Here is a 15,608-nt window from a genome sequence, read left to right on the forward strand (position 1 = left end):
ACCCCCGGGACGTCACAAACCGGCAGAAGCGATCAGATAACAGCCGAGCCGGTGCCCGACCCGGCTAACCTGCCCTCAATTCGTGAACGTTCCGCAAACTCGCGGACTATTGTTTGAACGGACTGGCGTTCGCGGCTCTCGAGAACCTAGCGGCGGAACGGATAGGCAAGCTGCCCTCCGATTTCCTTCGGCATGGTGGCTTCATCCTTGCCGTAATCCTGCGGCAGTTGCCCCTCGGGCATGCGGAAAGTGCCGAACAGCAAGTCCCAGATCGGGAACGTGCCGGCAAAATTGGTGTCGCCGCCCTCTGCTAGCGCGGTGTGGTGCCAACGGTGGAACACCGGCGTCGCCAACACATATTTGAACGGCCCGAAGGTCCAGTTCAGGTTGGCGTGCACGAAGGCCGAATGGAAGGTCGTGAACGGGGCGAGCCAGACCATGGCGTTCGGCGAAATGCCGGCCATCAGCAGCACGACGTCGACCGCGATGGTACCGAGCACGAGATTGACGGGATGGAAGCGGGCCGCAGAAATCCAGCTGATCTCCTCCGAGGAGTGGTGGATCGCGTGGTACTTCCAGAACCCACCGCCGTGGAACAACCGGTGCAGCCAGTACAGCATGAAATCGGACAGCACCAGGAACAGCATGGCCTGGACCCAGAGCGGCAATAGCGCCAGCGGGCCGTGGCCGTTGTCGTAGAAGGCGATGAGCCCGTCGGCATCATGGATGTTGAAGACGAAGCTCGCACCGACGATCAGAAGGCCGATCCGCATGACACGTGCGAACACCGGAACGATAAACCAGTAGCAGATGTCCGTGACGATCTCCCGCTTGCGCCACCACGGCACGCCGGGATTGCAGGCCCAGACATGCTCGAGCACGGTGAAGACCACCGCGAGCGCGAAGGTCGCGGGGATCACCTTCGCGATGGTCTCGCCAAGCATCAGGGCGATTTCCATGGGCAGGCTCGACATTGTCGCCTCTCTTGCGAATTGCTGGTCCCGCCTACGCGTACTCCCCCAAATTTAAGGGAGGGTGAAGCCGGTGCTGCGCTTGCTGCACATCCGGAACCGGAACGAATTGCAGCTGGCTGCCTTAAGGCGAAATTCACTCTGGCCAGCGGCAAGCGCGTTTGCCCGATCGAATTAACTCTCCCGAAAGAGCTCGGATCTCATGGTCGTTGCGTCAAGCACACCGCCGAACGAGGCGATCCCACCCCAGATGGAGTTTTGTTCATGAAGAACCTGATTGCGCGTTTCGCGAAAGATGAATCCGGCGCCACCGCCATCGAATACGGTCTGATTGCCGCCGGCATCGCGCTGGCCATCATCACCGTCGTCAACAATCTCGGCACCACGCTGAACGCCAAGTTCACCTCGATCAGCAGCTCGCTGAAGTAGGCGATCGACGAACGACTGCAAAAGCCCCGGATTTCCGGGGCCTTTGTTTTTCAGACGGCGAGTTCCAGTGGCGTTGAGCAAGTACAGAACCGATGCCGTGGTCGCGGCGAACGCGGCCGAGGCGGCGCAGACCGGCTCGCCGGCTTACTGGGTCTGCCTGGCCCTGCTGCTTGCGACCGTCGCGCTCGCCGCACGCATCGCCTCCCTCTGGTGAGCACGCCTTCGGCTGGTTCTACCCCTCAAGACCGCCGCCGCCGTTTTCGGTTTGTTTAGCACTGCCGGCTAGAATCCGGCGACGCCAGCTCCGCGGCACACCCAGGCCTCAAGACGCAGCCCATGATCCTCGACCTTGCGCGCCTTCTGCTCTTCCCGGCCCTGATGGCGTTTGCCGCCGCAAGCGATCTCTTCACGATGACGATCTCCAACCGCGTATCGCTGGCGCTGGTCGCCGGCTTTTTCGCGCTCGCTCTCGCCGGTGGCATGGCACCTTACGAGATGCTGGGCCATGTCGGCGCCGGCGCGCTCGTCCTGGTCGTGGCCTTCACCTGTTTTGCGATGGGCTGGGTCGGTGGCGGCGATGCCAAGGTGGCGGCCTCCGTCGCGCTTTGGTTCGGGTTCGCACAGCTGATGAACTTCCTGCTCTACGCCTCGCTGTTCGGCGGGGCGCTGACGCTGCTCCTGCTCCAGTTCCGGCAGTGGCCGCTGCCTTACGGGCTCGCTGGCCAGACCTGGCTCGCGCGGCTGCACGCCAAGGACAGCGGCATTCCCTACGGCATCGCGCTCGCACTGAGCGCGCTGATGGTCTACCCGGAGACCGAATGGGTGAAGGCGATCGACCTCGCTCACCTCGCATTGCGCTGAACGCATCGGGTAAACCCGGCGTTAAGGCGATTTAGATACGCCTCATTAACCATGCTTTGACGAATAGCTGGTCAACTGCCGATTACGGCGGCGTCAGCGTCGCGGCGTTTGTTGGAAAGTGAAGCGTATGAATAGGGCACGCATTGTCGTCCTGACGGTCGCCATCTGCGCCGGCGGTGTCGCCGCGTATCTGGCGAGCGGCTCGGACAATTCTGCACCGCCTCCGGCTCCGGTCGCGCAGCTTCCCACCGTCGACGTCCTGGTCGCGAAAAACGACATCGGCCTCGGCCAGACCGTCAAGCCGGAAGACGTGCAATGGCAGACCTGGCCGTCCGCGACCGCCAGCGCCACCTTCATCCGCCGCAACGAGCGCCCCGAGGGGGTAACCCAGGTCACCGGCTCGATCGCACGATCTCCCTTCATCCAGGGCGAGCCGATCCGGGACCAGAAGCTGGTCAAGGCCGAAGGCTCCGGCTTCATGGCGGCAATCCTGCCCACCGGCATGCGGGCGATCTCGACCGAGATCTCGCCGGAAACCGGCGCAGGCGGCTTCATCCTGCCCAACGACCGCGTCGACGTGCTTTTGACGCGCCGTCTCAAGAACCCGGACCAGAGCAGCGGCGCTCCCGATGTCGTCACGTCCGAGATCATCCTGGCCAATATCCGCGTCCTGGCCATCGACCAGGCTCCCAAGGAGAAGGACGGCCAGAACGCGGTGGTCGGCAAGACCGTCACTCTCGAACTCAATCCTGCGCAGACTGCGACGCTCTCCTCCGCACGCCAGAGCGGCACGCTGTCGCTGGCGCTGCGCAGCATCGTCGATGTCAAGCTGAGCGAGATCACGCTCGATGACTCCGCACAGAAGCGCGAGGGCATTTCGATCATTCGGTACGGTATCCCAAGCTCGACGGCGAAGGCACGATGAGGACTGTCGACATGAAATGCAGGGCAAATTTGGCGACGATGCGAACCCCGGTGGTCCGCGCCCTGTCGTTTTCGGCCGCCGTCGCGCTCGCGCTCAACCCGGTGCTGACCCCTGTGGTCGCCGCCGACTATCGCCCTGTGGCGCAGGCTGCGGCCGACGGTCAGATGAACGCGCGATTCCTCTCGCTCGGCATCGGCAAGTCGATCGTGATCGACCTTCCGCGCGACATCAAGGACGTGCTTGTCGCCGATCCGAAGATCGCCAACGCGGTCGTCCGCTCGGCGCAGCGTGCCTACATCATTGGCGCCTCGATCGGGCAGACCAACATCGTGTTCTTCGATTCCGCCGGCCAGCAGATCGCGGCCTATGACATCGCGGTCAAGCGCGACCTCAACGGCGTGCGGGCCGCGCTGAAGCAGGTCCTGCCGAACTCAGACATCCAGATCGACGGGCTAGGCGACGGCATCATCTTGACCGGCTCGGCCGCGAATCCAGCCGAAGCCCAGCAGGCCAACGACCTCGCAGTGCGCCTCGCCGGCGGCCCCGAGAAGGTTGTGAACTCGATCGTGGTCCGCGGCCGCGATCAGGTCATGCTCAAGGTGACGGTCGCGGAAGTGCAGCGCAGCATCGTGAAGCAGCTCGGAATCGACCTCACCGCCAACCTCAGCTACGGCACCTCGGTCGTCAGCTTCAGCAACTCCAATCCGTTCACGGCTCTCGGCCACAACCTCGTCGACGGCAATAACCTGACCACGAAGTTCGGCGCGGCCCCGTCGGTGCAGGCCACGCTGCGTGCGATGGAGACCGCGGGCGTGATCCGGACGCTGGCCGAACCGAACCTGACCGCGATCTCCGGTGAATCGGCAACGTTCATTGCCGGCGGTGAATTTCCGGTGCCTGCGGGCTATGCGTGCGACCCCACCACGCACGTCTGTACCACCCAGATCAGCTTCAAGAAGTTCGGCATCTCGCTCAACTTCACCCCCGTCGTTCTCACGGAGGGCAAGATAAGCCTGCGGGTAATGACCGAGGTGTCCGAGCTCTCGAACGAAAACGCGATCACGCTGTCCCAGGCCGTGACCTCGACCTCGGTCAACTCGCTCACGGTGCCCTCGATCAAGACCCGCCGCGCAGAAACCTCGCTGGAAATTCCCTCAGGCGGCGCGATGGCGATGGCTGGCCTGATCCAGCAGCAGACCAAGCAAGCGGTCAGCGGACTGCCAGGTCTGATGCAGCTCCCGGTCCTCGGCACGCTGTTCCGTAGCCGCGACTTCGTCAACAACGCGACCGAGCTGGTCGTGATCGTGACGCCCTACATCGTTCGCGCAGTTGCGCAAAAGGACCTGTCGCGGCCGGATGATGGCTTCTCCGCACCGGCTGATCCGCAGGCCGAACTGCTCGGCAACATCAACCGGATCTACGGCGTGCCCGGCCGGACCGAACCGGCCAAGAACTACCGCGGCACCTACGGCTTCATCACCGACTGAGGCGGAACGGGGACTTCATGAAGATCACTAGACCACCCCAGATTCGCAGGCGCGCCATCCACCTCGGCGGCGCGCTCGTCGGCATGGCGCTCGCCCTAGGCGGCTGCCAGCATGACGAAGCGGTCACGGCCTCCATTCCCGACGACTACAAGCAGCGCCATCCGATCGCGATCGAGGAGCAGAATCGTTCCATCGTCGTCTTCGTCGGCCATGCCCGCGGCGGCTTGACCGCCGCCCAGCGCGCCGACGTGATGGGCGTCGCGTCGGCCTGGATGCACGAAGGCACCGGCGCGATCCGGATCGACGTACCGTCCGGCACGCCCAACGCGCGTCCGGTCGCGGACACCATGCGCGAAATCCAGGCAATGCTGTCGGCGGCGGGCGTTCCGCCGCGCGGCATCAACGCCCGCTCTTACACGCCGGACGACAAGCGATTCCTGCCGCCGATCCGGCTCACCTATTCCAAGATCGCCGCAGTCGCGGGTCCCTGCGGCCTGTGGCCGGAAGATATCGGCCCTTCGATGAAGAACAAGAGCTGGTTCGAGAACAAGGACTACTACAATTACGGCTGCGCCTATCAGCGCAACCTCGCAGCGATGGTCGACAATCCGTCGGATCTCGAGCAGCCGCGGCCCGAAACGCCGTCCTACACGCCGCGGCGGACCGCCGCGTTCGAGAAGTATCGCAAGGGAATGCCGACGGCGGTCGCCTATCCTGAGGCCGACAAGGCCAAACTCAGCGACACCGGCAGATGATCAGCTACGCTCGCCAGCCCCAAGAAGATCAGTCCGAGGCATCGCTCCCACCGGTCGAGGAGCATATTGCGCCGGCGCCCCGCGTTTCCGTCCAGGCTTTCTGCGAGACCGTGGAAACGGCGGCCGCCGTGCAGTCAGCCGGCGAAGATCGCCGTCTCGGCAAGGCCCATCTGAAGATCCAGATGGGCGGAATGGCGGCTGCGGTGGAAGCCTACCGCTCGGCCCCCACGCCGAACGTGATCGTGCTCGAAAGCGACGGCCGCAACGACCTCCTGGGCGGGCTCGACCATCTCGCGACCGTCTGCGATGCCGGCACCCGCGTGGTCGTGATCGGCCGCATCAACGACGTCACGCTCTACCGCGAGCTGGTCCGCCGCGGCGTCAGCGACTACGTGCTCGCGCCGGTCGGCGCGATCGACGTCGTGCGCTCGATCTGCAACCTGTTCTCGGCGCCGGAAGCCAAGGCCGTCGGCCGCATTATCGCCGTGGTCGGGGCCAAGGGCGGCGTCGGCGCATCAACCATCTCCCACAATGTCGCCTGGGCGATCGCCCGCGATCTCGCGATGGACGCGGTCGTCGCCGACCTCGACCTCGCCTTCGGCACGGCCGGACTCGACTACAACCAGGATCCACCGCAGGGCATTGCCGACGCCGTATTCTCACCCGATCGCGTCGACACCGCCTTCATCGACCGCCTTCTGTCGAAATGCACCGACCACCTCAGTCTGCTGGCGGCGCCGGCGACGCTCGACCGGGTCTACGATTTCGGCGCCGACGCCTTCGATTCCGTGTTCGACACGTTGCGCTCCACGATGCCCTGCATCGTCCTCGACGTTCCGCACCAATGGTCGGGCTGGACGAAACGCGCCCTGATCGGAGCGGACGACATCCTGATCGTGGCGGCGCCCGACCTCGCCAATTTGCGCAACACCAAGAACCTGTTCGATCTCCTGAAGGCCGCGCGCCCCAACGACCGGCCGCCGCTCTACTGCCTGAACCAGGTCGGCGTGCCGAAACGGCCCGAAATCGCCGCGGCGGAGTTCGCCAAGGCGATCGAGAGCCAGCCGGTCGTCTCGATTCCGTTCGAGCCGCAGATCTTCGGCTCGGCGGCCAATAACGGCCAGATGATCGCGGAGATCTCGGCCAACCATAAGTCGATCGAGATGTTCCTTCAGATCGCCCAGCGCCTGACCGGCCGCAGCGAAACGAAGAAGCAAAAGTCGTCCCTGCTTTCACCCCTGATTGACAAGTTGCGGGGAAAATAGGTCGCCGCATGGAGTTTTTAAGTGTTCGGTAAGCGTAGCGGAACAGACGCCGACGCCCGGGCCCCGAAGCCCGGTGCCGTGTCGCCAGAGCCTGCCCCGGCTTCGGCGCCCGCCATGTCGCGCGTGCCGCCGCCGCCGGCAATCTCCTCGCCGCCGCTCGCCCCGGCGAAGCCTGCGCCGACCATGGAAGCCCGCCGCTCGGACAATTATTACGAGGTCAAGGCGACCATCTTCGGCGCGCTGATCGAGGCCATCGACCTCGCCCAGCTCGCCAAGCTCGATTCGGAGTCCGCGCGCGAGGAAATCCGGGACATCGTCAACGAGATCATCGCGATCAAGAACATCGTGATGTCGATCGCCGAGCAGGAAGAGCTGCTCGACGACATCTGCAACGACGTCCTCGGCTACGGTCCGCTGGAGCCCCTGTTGTCGCGCGACGACATCGCCGACATCATGGTCAACGGCGCCGACACCGTCTACATCGAGGTCGCCGGCAAGATCCAACGCACCGGTATCCGCTTCCGCGACAATCAGCAGCTCCTCAACATCTGCCAGCGTATCGTCAGCCAGGTCGGCCGGCGCGTCGACGAATCCTCGCCGATCTGCGACGCCCGCCTGGCCGACGGCTCCCGCGTCAACGCCATCGTGCCCCCGCTGTCAATCGACGGCCCCACGCTCACGATCCGCAAGTTCAAGAAGGACAAGCTGACGCTCGATCAGCTCGTCAAGTTCGGCGCAATCTCGCCGGAAGGCGCGGAAATCCTCCAGATCATCGGCCGCGTCCGCTGCAACGTGCTGATCTCCGGCGGTACCGGCTCGGGCAAGACCACGTTGCTCAACTGCCTGACCAACTACATCGAGCACGACGAGCGCGTCATCACCTGCGAAGACGCCGCCGAACTCCAGCTCCAGCAGCCGCACGTGGTGCGACTGGAAACCCGCCCGCCCAACATCGAGGGCGAGGGCCAGGTCACCATGCGCGAGCTGGTGCGCAACTGCCTGCGTATGCGTCCCGAGCGCATCATCGTCGGCGAAGTCCGCGGACCCGAGGCGTTCGACCTGCTCCAGGCCATGAACACCGGCCATGACGGCTCGATGGGCACGCTGCACGCCAACAATCCGCGCGAGGCGCTATCGCGCTGCGAATCCATGATCACGATGGGCGGCTTCTCCCTGCCTTCACGCACCATCCGCGAGATGATCTGCGCCTCGATCGACGTCATCGTCCAGGCCGCGCGCCTGCGCGACGGTTCGCGCCGCATCACCCACATCACCGAAGTGATGGGCATGGAAGGCGACACCATCATCACCCAGGACGTCTTCCTCTACGACATGGTCGGCGAGGACGCCAACGGCAAGATCATCGGCCGGCACCGGTCGACCGGAATCGGCCGCCCGAAATTCTGGGAACGCGCCCGCTATTACGGCGAAGAGAAGCGCCTTGCCGCGGCGCTCGACGCGGCGGAAGTGGCGCCCACGACGTGAGCAGGTCAACGCAGCCATGAACATGCAAGTCCTTGCCCTCGCCTTCCTTGCCACCGCCACCGTCGGCGGCCTCGCCTGGGTCTTCCTTTATCCAATGCTGTCCGGGGAACGGAAGGCCGAGAGCCGCCGCGCCTCGATCTCGCGGGCCGAGGCGCCCACGGCCCGCGCCGCCGAGAAGACGCAGCGCTCGCGCCGCGAGCAGGTCGAAACCTCGCTCAAGGATCTCGAGGCGCGGCGCCAGCAGGAGAAGAGCGTACCGCTCAGTGTCCGCCTGTCGCAGGCCGGCCTCGATTGGGCGCCGCAGAAATTCTGGATCGTGTCCGCCGTCGTGGCGGGCGTGCTGTTCGCAGTCGCCTTGTTCATCGGCGGCGGCCTGCTCGGTGCCGCCGGCTTCGCGTTTGCCGGCGGACTCGGTCTGCCCCGCTGGGCGCTCGGCTTCCTGAAGAAGCGCCGTGAAAACAAGTTCCTGGCCGCCTTGCCCGATGCCGTCGACGTCATCGTCCGCGGCATCAAGGCGGGCCTGCCGCTGTTCGAATCGATCAAGGTGGTCGCCGCCGACGCGCCAGAGCCGCTGCGCTCCGAGTTTCTGTCCATCATCGAGACGCAGGCGATCGGCATGCCGCTCGGCGAGGCCTGCACGCGGCTCTACGATCGCATGCCGCTGCCCGAGGCCAATTTCTTCGGCATCGTCATCTCGATCCAGCAGAAATCGGGCGGCAACCTCTCCGAAGCGCTCGGCAACCTCTCCAAGGTGCTGCGCGACCGCAAGAAGATGAAAGAGAAGATCCAGGCGATGTCGATGGAAGCCAAGGCCTCGGCCGGCATCATCGGCTCGCTGCCGCCGATCGTGATGTTCCTCGTCTACCTCACAACGCCAGGATACATCTCGATGCTTTGGACTCATCCCACCGGCCAGCTCATGCTGGTCGGCTGCGTCGTCTGGATGTCGATCGGCATCATGGTGATGAAGAAGATGATCAATTTCGACTTCTGATGGTGTCTTATGGTAGAGTTCCTCGTTGCGAAACTTCACGACGTCCACTTCATGACGATGCTGCTGGCGGCCATTGCCGCCAGCGCCACCGTGTATACGCTGGTGATGCCGCTGTTCGCCGGCGAGGGCCTTTCCAAGCGCATGAAGGCGGTGGCGAACGAACGTGAGCGCATCCGGCAGCGCGAGCGCGAGCGCCTCCACAAGAGTGAAAAAGTCTCGCTGCGCCAGACGCCGAAGCAGCTCGTCTCGAAGGTCGTCGATGACTTCAACCTGACCAAATGGCTCGCGCAGGAAGCTGCGCGGGACAAGCTCATCATGGCCGGCTATCGAGGCCAGGCGCCCTACATCACCTTCCTGTTTGCCCGCCTGGTTGCCCCGATCGTGCTGTTCGTCGGTTCGGTCGTCTACGTGTTCCTGATCGCGCATATGCAGCAGTCCATGCCGATCAAGATCGGCATCTGCGTCGGTGCGGCCTATCTCGGACTTCAGGCGCCGATGCTGTTTCTCAGGAACGCGATCTCCAAGCGCCAACTCTCGATCAAGCGCGCCTTTCCCGATGCGCTCGACCTGCTCCTGATCTGCATCGAATCCGGCATGTCGGTTGAGATGGCGTTCCGGAAGGTCGCAGTCGAAATCGTGGGCCAGTCGATCGCGCTGTCGGAGGAGTTCACCCTGACCACGGCCGAGCTATCGTATTTGCAGGATCGCAAGGTCGCCTACGAGAACCTCGCGCGGCGCACCGGGCTCGAGGGCGTCAAGTCGGTATGTCTCGCGCTCCAGCAGGCGGAGCGTTACGGCACCCCGCTCGGCCAATCCTTGCGGGTGATGGCGCAGGAAAACCGCGACATGCGCATGAACGAAGCCGAGAAAAAGGCCGCGGCACTGCCGCCGAAGCTGACGGTACCGATGATCCTGTTCTTCCTGCCGGTGCTGTTCGTCGTCATCCTTGGACCGACTGGCATCAAGGTCACCGAGATGCAATGACCTTAGACGTGGACCGCGTACGGTCCGAGGATGCCTTCAAGATTGGAAGATCAAGATCGGAAGATCACGTCTGATCAGTCGGGCTGGCCGAGCGAGGCGACCGGCGTCCGCTTCGGCGCACCACGCCGGACGTCGCTGCGGGTCAACATTTCCTTGAGATAGGCGACATTGGCCGTAGCCTGGTCCGGCGGCAGGTCCGCCTTCACGATGGTCTCGGCTTCGGCGAAGCGGCCCTGGAGACCGACGACAAGACCGAGATTCTGCCGCACCCGCGCGCTTGCGTGCGGCGAGGCATAGGCTTGGCGCAGCGCGTCTTCGGCCTTCGGCAGATCTCTCGACAACATGTAGGACAGGCCGAGATTGGAGAGCACGCCGGGATCGCCAGGCGCGATCTTGAGCGCACTCGCATAATAGGAGCGCGCTTCCTCGTGACGACCCATCTGATCGAGCGCGGTACCCTGCACCGAGAGCAGGCGCCAATCCGGGTTATCGGGCGAATGCGCCTTCGACAGCACGTCGAAGGCTTGCTGGAAATTGCCGTTGTCGGAGAGCGCGCGGCCGTATTGGGCCATCAGCGCCTTGTTGCCGGGATTGGCGATGGTCGCCTGCTCGAGCACGGCGGCAGCCTGGGCGCGCTGGCCGTTGGCGCGCAGGGCCTGGCCGTAGGCGAGGGCCGCGTCGGCGTCCTTGGGATTGGCACGATAGCGCTCGCCATAGACTTCAGCAGCGCGCGCGGGATCGGTGGGAGCGGCTTCCGCCCGCGGCCCGACCGAGCCCGTGACGTCGGAGAGTTTCGACACCGCCGTGCAGCCGCCGAGGCCCATGGCCACCGCTGCGACCAGCGAGGTGGACGCAAGAAGCCGGGCAAGACTTAACCGTTCACGACTGAACCGTTGACGCATGACGCTTTGACTCTCGAGCCGATTGATCGAGCCGAACGCGCCAGCAATAGACTGTTAACCCTAACGGCCGGTTAATGCTCCCGGCCCGAGCCCGTCACTGCGGCGCCTGCGGCGGCACCTCGCCGCCGAGACCCGCATCGAGGCCGAGCGCCTTCGCCTGCTCGTTCAGGTCCCGCAGCAATTGCAGTCGTTGCCGCGTCTCGATCTCGACATCGATGCCCGGACGCACGACCCTCGGCAATTCGCGTCGAAGATCGTCACGATTGACCAGACGCCTCGCGCGGAGCTCGTCGAGCTGAACGTCGTCGATGCCGAGCACATTTGCAGATTGCTCGATCAGTCGGCGCAGTAGTGACGTCACCGCGGCCTCGACATCATGCTTGCGTGCGGATCTCGAGAACTTGCTTTCCAGATCGGCCCAGACATGAGAGGTCAGGAGATAGACGTGGAGCAAATTGGCCCAATCCACCTCGTCGTCGGCATAGAAGGCGCGGCGCAGCAGGAGCCGGCGCGCGAATGCTGCGACCTGATTCCGTTTCAGCGTGGTGCATGCGTCGATCTCGATGCCCGATTGGACGGCCGGATCTCGGGAAAAATCCCGTCCGGCCGGCAGTCTGACGACACGCCGTGCGGCAGGTTGGAATCGAGCGGCCTGAAGACACCATCCTTGCGCGGACGTGAGTAGCGGGTGATCGCGAAGTGATACTCTGTGCGGCCGCCATGGGACATCGGGTCGGACATCGGGCCGAAATGAATGACGTTGAAGCCGGCGTCGTCACCGGCCTGCCCGGTCGATGACGGACAGGACAGGACGTAGATCGTGCGCCAGAATGCTTCATCGCTCTCGTTCGACGTGGTGCGCGGATTGGGAATCGAATAGCGCGTCAGCCCCTCGACATGCCGGTGTCCGTGCAGAACCAGATCGACGTTGAGCGATGTCGCCGCCTCGAGGAAGGTCGCGGGCGCGGCGAGATACATCAGCGGCTCGTCAGGCACGCCGAGAAACCGCTTTCCTTCTCCGGTCGCCTGCGGCAGTGGATGATGATGCAGCGCCAGCACACGTACGAGGTTTTCCACCGGCTCGGCATAATCGGCGCGGCCGCCAGACCCGAGGCTGCCCGCGAGCTCGGCGCTCAGCCGCGCGGAATCCGAAACCATGGCGCTATAGGCGCTCTGGTCGACGTTGCCGCTCACGAGCGTCGTGAGGCTCGCGCGGTTGGAATCCAGCAGCACCAGATCAAGGCCGGCCTGACGGTAGTAGACGCTCTTCGAGGTCCGCGGCAAATGCAGGTAATCATAGACGTCGTGGCGGCCCGCACGCTGGCTCGGGCGCTTAACGTCGTGATTGCCGGCAATTGCCTGGATGTCGGTGAACAGCCCGGTCTGCCGGAAGGACGCAATGACGGCGAGCGCTTCGTCGAGCGCAGGCGGCGCCGGGTCGTCCACGATATCGCCGGTGATCAGCAGGATGCGATCGGGAACATCCGCGAAGTCCGCCATCCTCTCGCGAATTGCGGCATTGAGCGTCTCGATGGTCGCAAGCAGTCGACCAGACCCGTCCAGATGCAGGTCGGAAATCTGTACGATGACGAACGATCTATCCATTTTGCGTCGCTTATTTGCGAATGCCGCGCCGCGCAAACGATGAGAGAAATGCCTTCGACGATCAGGTTCAGTCCGGTATCAATCAGCCCGGGCCATGATGAGCCGGGTAAGAATTGACCCCATCCCCTGTTGTTGCACTCCGTGCAGAACCGTACGACACAATCTAAAATATTGGGCAATAATGCCACAACCGCAGCGCTAGTAAAGCCCTGCGGCTGCTCGCGTGGATCGTGTCCTCGGCATGAGACGGGCTCGCCCGTGGTTTCGCTCACCCGATCAATATTCGATAGCGAGCCTCTTGCGAATTTCATCGATGCGCTTGTCCAATGCATCGAACCGCGCGTGAACGGAGCGGTCGTGGAGATAGAAGACGTAACCGCCGGCAAGGAACGCGAATATCCAATGATGATGCTCGACATAGCCAAAAATCGCCTCGACCGCCTGCCCGATGAATGTGACCACGCTCCACACAAATTCCATTGCATTTCCTCCCGGCCGGCTTTGTCGTCGGCCGCCGGAGATCTGCACACCTGACGGCCGTTGCCGGAACCTAGCATGGCCCCTTTGCTGCGAGTAGCGGACCGCCGAACGGTGGCAGCAAAGCTGATTGCGGCGGCGGCAAAACTCTGCGAAATCTCGTCCGTTCGTATGACCCGCTCGATCTGACGATCCGGACCCGCCAATGCCTTCTGTCTTCGAGACGTCGCCTACCGCCATCCCGATCACCTTCGTCACCAAGTCGAGCTGGGATCAGGTCGCCGAGGGGCTACCGGCGGCGCAACGCCAGTTCGCCACTGCGAGCGCCTTTACCGCAAAGCCGGGCGGCTATCTCGCGCTGCCCGCGCCCGATGGCGCGATCGCGCAAGTGCTGTTCGGGCTCGAGGACGAGGGTGCAAAATCGCGGGACCTGTTCCGACCGGGCGCCCTGCCCGGCCTGCTGCCGCCGGGCATCTATCGCTTCGCCAATGCACCGCACGATGCACGGCTCGCCGCACTCGCCTTCGCGCTCGGCAGCTACCGCTTCGCCCGGTACCGCAAGGCCGATCGCCCCGAGGTCAGCCTCGTTCCCCCCGACGGCGTCGACGCGACTGACATCAACCGCATGGCGGACGCCGCAATGCTGGCGCGCGACCTCATCAACACGCCGGCCAACGACATGGGGCCGGAGGAGCTGGCCGCAGCCGCGCAGGATCTCGCCGCCGAATTCGGCGCAAGCTTTGCCTGCACCATCGGTGACGACTTAAAGACGAATTTTCCACTGATCCACGCCGTCGGCATGGCATCTAGCCGCGCGCCGCGGCTGATCGACATTGGCTGGGGCGACCCGGCTCATCCCAAGGTGACGCTGGTCGGCAAGGGCGTCTGCTTTGACACCGGCGGGCTCGACTTGAAGCCTCCGAGCGGCATGCTGATCATGAAGAAGGACATGGGCGGCGCCGCCAACGTGCTGGCGCTGGCGCGCTTGGTGATGGATGCGAAGCTGAAGGTGCGACTGCGCGTGCTGATTCCGGCCGTGGAGAACGCGGTCGCGGGCAATGCCTTCCGCCCGCTCGACATCTTCACCTCGCGCAAGGGCATCACGGTCGAGATCGGCAATACGGACGCAGAGGGGCGGCTGGTGCTCGCCGACGCGCTGGCGCTTGCGGACGAGGAAAAGCCGGACCTGCTGATCGATCTCGGCACGTTGACGGGAGCGGCACGCGTCGCGCTGGGGCCGGATTTACCGCCCTTTTACACCAATGATGAGACGCTTGCCGCTGACGTCGCACGATGCGCGGCGAGGGAGAACGATCCGTTGTGGCGCATGCCACTGTGGCCGCCATACGATGCGTGGCTGGACTCCAAGACCGCCACTATCACCAACGCACCATCAGGCGGCTTTGCCGGCTCGATCATTTGCGCGCTGTTCCTGCAACGCTTCGTCGAGCATGCCAGGAGCTGGCTGCATGTCGACATCTACGGCTGGACGCCGTCGGCGAAGCCCGCACGCCCCGAGGGCGGCGAGTGCCAGGCCGCGCGCGCGATCTACACATTGCTGAGCGAGCGCTATGCGTGATCCAGAACACGATCTAAGCCACGATCCAAGTCACGATCCAAGATACGATCCAAGGCTGACACCGTCGCGCGGCGACATCGCCGCGAAATACCTCGAAAGCAAGGTGCAGGCGGATCGTTTCGTCACGGGCGAGGAATTCGAGATCATCGAGGCGATCGCGCCCGTGCGCGAGCAGCCGTCGTCGAACGCGATGCTAATGACACAAGCGTTGCGCGGCGAGGGCGTCACGGTTTACGACCGCAACGGCGAAGGCTGGGCATGGGGTCAACTTTCAGGTGACGGCTATGTCGGCTGGCTGCCGGACGCAGCGCTCATGAAGCCCGCGGCCGCGCCGACCCATATGGTCAGTGCTTTACGAACCTTTGCCTTCCCCGGTCCCTCGATCAAGCTGCCGCCAGCAGACACGCTAGTGATGGGATCGAAGATCGCGGTTGCACGCGAGGACGGCAGCTTCGCCATGACACGCGACGGACACTATCTGCCGAAGGCCCATCTCGCCCCGCTTGGTCATTGCGAGCCGGATTTCGTCGCAGTCGCCGAGCGTTTCGTCGGCACGCCCTATCTCTGGGGTGGCAAGAGCAGCCTTGGCGTCGATTGCTCCGGCCTGGTCCAGATGTCGCTGACATCGGCGGGCATCGGCTGCCCGCGCGACAGCGACATGCAGCAGGCCGGCCTCGGCCGCGCGCTGGAGCCCCATGAGCAAAGCAGCTTGCTCCGCGGCGATCTCATTTTCTGGAAAGGTCATGTCGCCATCGTCCGCGATGGCAGCACCATGGTTCACGCCAATGCGCATCACATGGCAACGGTGATCGAGCCGATCGAGCCGGCAATCGCAAGGATCAAGCAAGCCGGCAGCGAGGTCGCCGCGATCAAGCGGCTCTGACGGAGG

General features: G+C 64.2%; 17 protein-coding genes. 12 read left to right on the forward strand and 5 right to left on the reverse strand.

The features are described from left to right. Nucleotides 1-146 precede the first annotated feature (146 nt). Nucleotides 147-974 carry a sterol desaturase family protein gene (locus BcanWU425_RS34545; protein WP_085351734.1) on the reverse strand — a complete coding sequence of 276 codons (828 nt, stop codon included), beginning with the start codon at nt 972-974 and terminating at the stop codon, nt 147-149. A gap of 261 nt (nt 975-1,235) precedes the next feature. On the opposite strand from BcanWU425_RS34545, the gene BcanWU425_RS34550 reads away from it, so the two are divergent. The 10 genes from BcanWU425_RS34550 to BcanWU425_RS34595 all read left to right on the forward strand — a co-directional run bounded on the left by BcanWU425_RS34550 (nt 1,236) and on the right by BcanWU425_RS34595 (nt 10,156). After that, on the forward strand, nt 1,236-1,400 hold the full coding sequence (locus tag BcanWU425_RS34550; RefSeq protein WP_007599783.1) for a Flp family type IVb pilin: 165 nt from the start codon (nt 1,236-1,238) through the stop codon (nt 1,398-1,400). A 73-nt stretch (nt 1,401-1,473) separates the two neighbouring features. Further along, the gene (locus tag BcanWU425_RS34555; protein ID WP_162496356.1) at nt 1,474-1,614 is read left to right on the forward strand and encodes a hypothetical protein; all 141 of its coding nucleotides are present in this window, start codon (nt 1,474-1,476) and stop codon (nt 1,612-1,614) included. A 122-nt stretch (nt 1,615-1,736) separates the two neighbouring features. Beyond that, on the forward strand, nt 1,737-2,261 hold the full coding sequence (locus BcanWU425_RS34560; RefSeq protein ID WP_018454679.1) for an A24 family peptidase: 525 nt from the start codon (nt 1,737-1,739) through the stop codon (nt 2,259-2,261). 127 nt (nt 2,262-2,388) lie between these two features. After that, nucleotides 2,389-3,186, forward strand: a complete 798-nt coding sequence (cpaB, locus tag BcanWU425_RS34565; protein ID WP_018454680.1) for a Flp pilus assembly protein CpaB — start codon at nt 2,389-2,391, stop codon at nt 3,184-3,186. Between the two features lie 11 nt (nt 3,187-3,197). After that, complete coding sequence (locus BcanWU425_RS34570; RefSeq protein ID WP_026232792.1) at nt 3,198-4,673, forward strand: type II and III secretion system protein family protein; 1,476 nt, start codon at nt 3,198-3,200, stop codon at nt 4,671-4,673. Between the two features lie 17 nt (nt 4,674-4,690). Beyond that, entirely contained in the window at nt 4,691-5,428 is a 738-nt protein-coding gene (locus BcanWU425_RS34575) for a CpaD family pilus assembly protein (RefSeq protein WP_018454682.1), read from the forward strand. Next, entirely contained in the window at nt 5,425-6,693 is a 1,269-nt protein-coding gene (locus BcanWU425_RS34580; RefSeq protein ID WP_204513279.1) for an AAA family ATPase, read from the forward strand. Before BcanWU425_RS34575 ends, BcanWU425_RS34580 begins: the two co-directional genes overlap by 4 nt. A 21-nt stretch (nt 6,694-6,714) precedes the next feature. After that, complete coding sequence (locus tag BcanWU425_RS34585; protein ID WP_204513278.1) at nt 6,715-8,178, forward strand: CpaF family protein; 1,464 nt, start codon at nt 6,715-6,717, stop codon at nt 8,176-8,178. A 16-nt stretch (nt 8,179-8,194) separates the two neighbouring features. Beyond that, nucleotides 8,195-9,172 (forward strand): type II secretion system F family protein, encoded by a 978-nt coding sequence (locus BcanWU425_RS34590; RefSeq protein ID WP_026232794.1) that lies wholly within the window; start codon nt 8,195-8,197, stop codon nt 9,170-9,172. Nucleotides 9,173-9,181: 9 nt separating this feature from the next. Further along, entirely contained in the window at nt 9,182-10,156 is a 975-nt protein-coding gene (locus BcanWU425_RS34595; RefSeq protein ID WP_018454686.1) for a type II secretion system F family protein, read from the forward strand. Nucleotides 10,157-10,230: 74 nt separating this feature from the next. Here the strand turns inward: BcanWU425_RS34595 and BcanWU425_RS34600 are convergent, their stop codons facing one another. The 4 genes from BcanWU425_RS34600 to BcanWU425_RS34615 form a co-directional block, all read right to left on the reverse strand. Next, nucleotides 10,231-11,058 (reverse strand): tetratricopeptide repeat protein, encoded by an 828-nt coding sequence (locus tag BcanWU425_RS34600; RefSeq protein WP_204513277.1) that lies wholly within the window; start codon nt 11,056-11,058, stop codon nt 10,231-10,233. A gap of 94 nt (nt 11,059-11,152) precedes the next feature. Continuing rightward, a complete protein-coding gene (locus BcanWU425_RS34605; protein WP_231189496.1) occupies nt 11,153-11,527 on the reverse strand; it encodes a hypothetical protein in 375 nt (124 codons plus the stop codon). Between the two features lie 68 nt (nt 11,528-11,595). Then, nucleotides 11,596-12,663, reverse strand: coding sequence for a metallophosphoesterase family protein (locus tag BcanWU425_RS34610; RefSeq protein ID WP_231189499.1), 1,068 nt, complete (start codon nt 12,661-12,663; stop codon nt 11,596-11,598). Between the two features lie 276 nt (nt 12,664-12,939). Continuing rightward, complete coding sequence (locus tag BcanWU425_RS34615; protein ID WP_018454690.1) at nt 12,940-13,143, reverse strand: hypothetical protein; 204 nt, start codon at nt 13,141-13,143, stop codon at nt 12,940-12,942. Between the two features lie 202 nt (nt 13,144-13,345). Here BcanWU425_RS34615 and BcanWU425_RS34620 point away from each other — a divergent pair, with 202 nt between their 5' ends. Further along, entirely contained in the window at nt 13,346-14,719 is a 1,374-nt protein-coding gene (locus BcanWU425_RS34620; protein ID WP_204513276.1) for a leucyl aminopeptidase family protein, read from the forward strand. Further along, on the forward strand, nt 14,712-15,602 hold the full coding sequence (locus BcanWU425_RS34625; protein WP_204513275.1) for a C40 family peptidase: 891 nt from the start codon (nt 14,712-14,714) through the stop codon (nt 15,600-15,602). The genes BcanWU425_RS34620 and BcanWU425_RS34625 overlap by 8 nt, the downstream gene beginning before the upstream one ends. Nucleotides 15,603-15,608: the final 6 nt, after the last annotated feature.

This window comes from Bradyrhizobium sp. WU425 (assembly GCF_021052305.1).
Taxonomy (GTDB): Bacteria; Pseudomonadota; Alphaproteobacteria; order Rhizobiales; family Xanthobacteraceae; genus Bradyrhizobium; species Bradyrhizobium canariense_D.

Coding starts and splice junctions, on each gene's coding strand:
- BcanWU425_RS34560 (WP_018454679.1), top strand. CDS start 1,737: ATGATCCTCGACCTTGCGCGCCTTCTGCTCTTCCCGGCCCTGATGGCG.
- BcanWU425_RS34590 (WP_026232794.1), top strand. CDS start 8,195: ATGAACATGCAAGTCCTTGCCCTCGCCTTCCTTGCCACCGCCACCGTC.
- BcanWU425_RS34580 (WP_204513279.1), top strand. CDS start 5,425: ATGATCAGCTACGCTCGCCAGCCCCAAGAAGATCAGTCCGAGGCATCG.
- BcanWU425_RS34545 (WP_085351734.1), bottom strand. CDS start 974: ATGTCGAGCCTGCCCATGGAAATCGCCCTGATGCTTGGCGAGACCATC.
- BcanWU425_RS34550 (WP_007599783.1), top strand. CDS start 1,236: ATGAAGAACCTGATTGCGCGTTTCGCGAAAGATGAATCCGGCGCCACC.
- BcanWU425_RS34600 (WP_204513277.1), bottom strand. CDS start 11,058: ATGCGTCAACGGTTCAGTCGTGAACGGTTAAGTCTTGCCCGGCTTCTT.
- BcanWU425_RS34615 (WP_018454690.1), bottom strand. CDS start 13,143: ATGGAATTTGTGTGGAGCGTGGTCACATTCATCGGGCAGGCGGTCGAG.
- BcanWU425_RS34620 (WP_204513276.1), top strand. CDS start 13,346: ATGCCTTCTGTCTTCGAGACGTCGCCTACCGCCATCCCGATCACCTTC.
- BcanWU425_RS34595 (WP_018454686.1), top strand. CDS start 9,182: ATGGTAGAGTTCCTCGTTGCGAAACTTCACGACGTCCACTTCATGACG.
- BcanWU425_RS34575 (WP_018454682.1), top strand. CDS start 4,691: ATGAAGATCACTAGACCACCCCAGATTCGCAGGCGCGCCATCCACCTC.
- BcanWU425_RS34610 (WP_231189499.1), bottom strand. CDS start 12,663: ATGGATAGATCGTTCGTCATCGTACAGATTTCCGACCTGCATCTGGAC.
- cpaB (WP_018454680.1), top strand. CDS start 2,389: ATGAATAGGGCACGCATTGTCGTCCTGACGGTCGCCATCTGCGCCGGC.
- BcanWU425_RS34625 (WP_204513275.1), top strand. CDS start 14,712: ATGCGTGATCCAGAACACGATCTAAGCCACGATCCAAGTCACGATCCA.
- BcanWU425_RS34570 (WP_026232792.1), top strand. CDS start 3,198: ATGAAATGCAGGGCAAATTTGGCGACGATGCGAACCCCGGTGGTCCGC.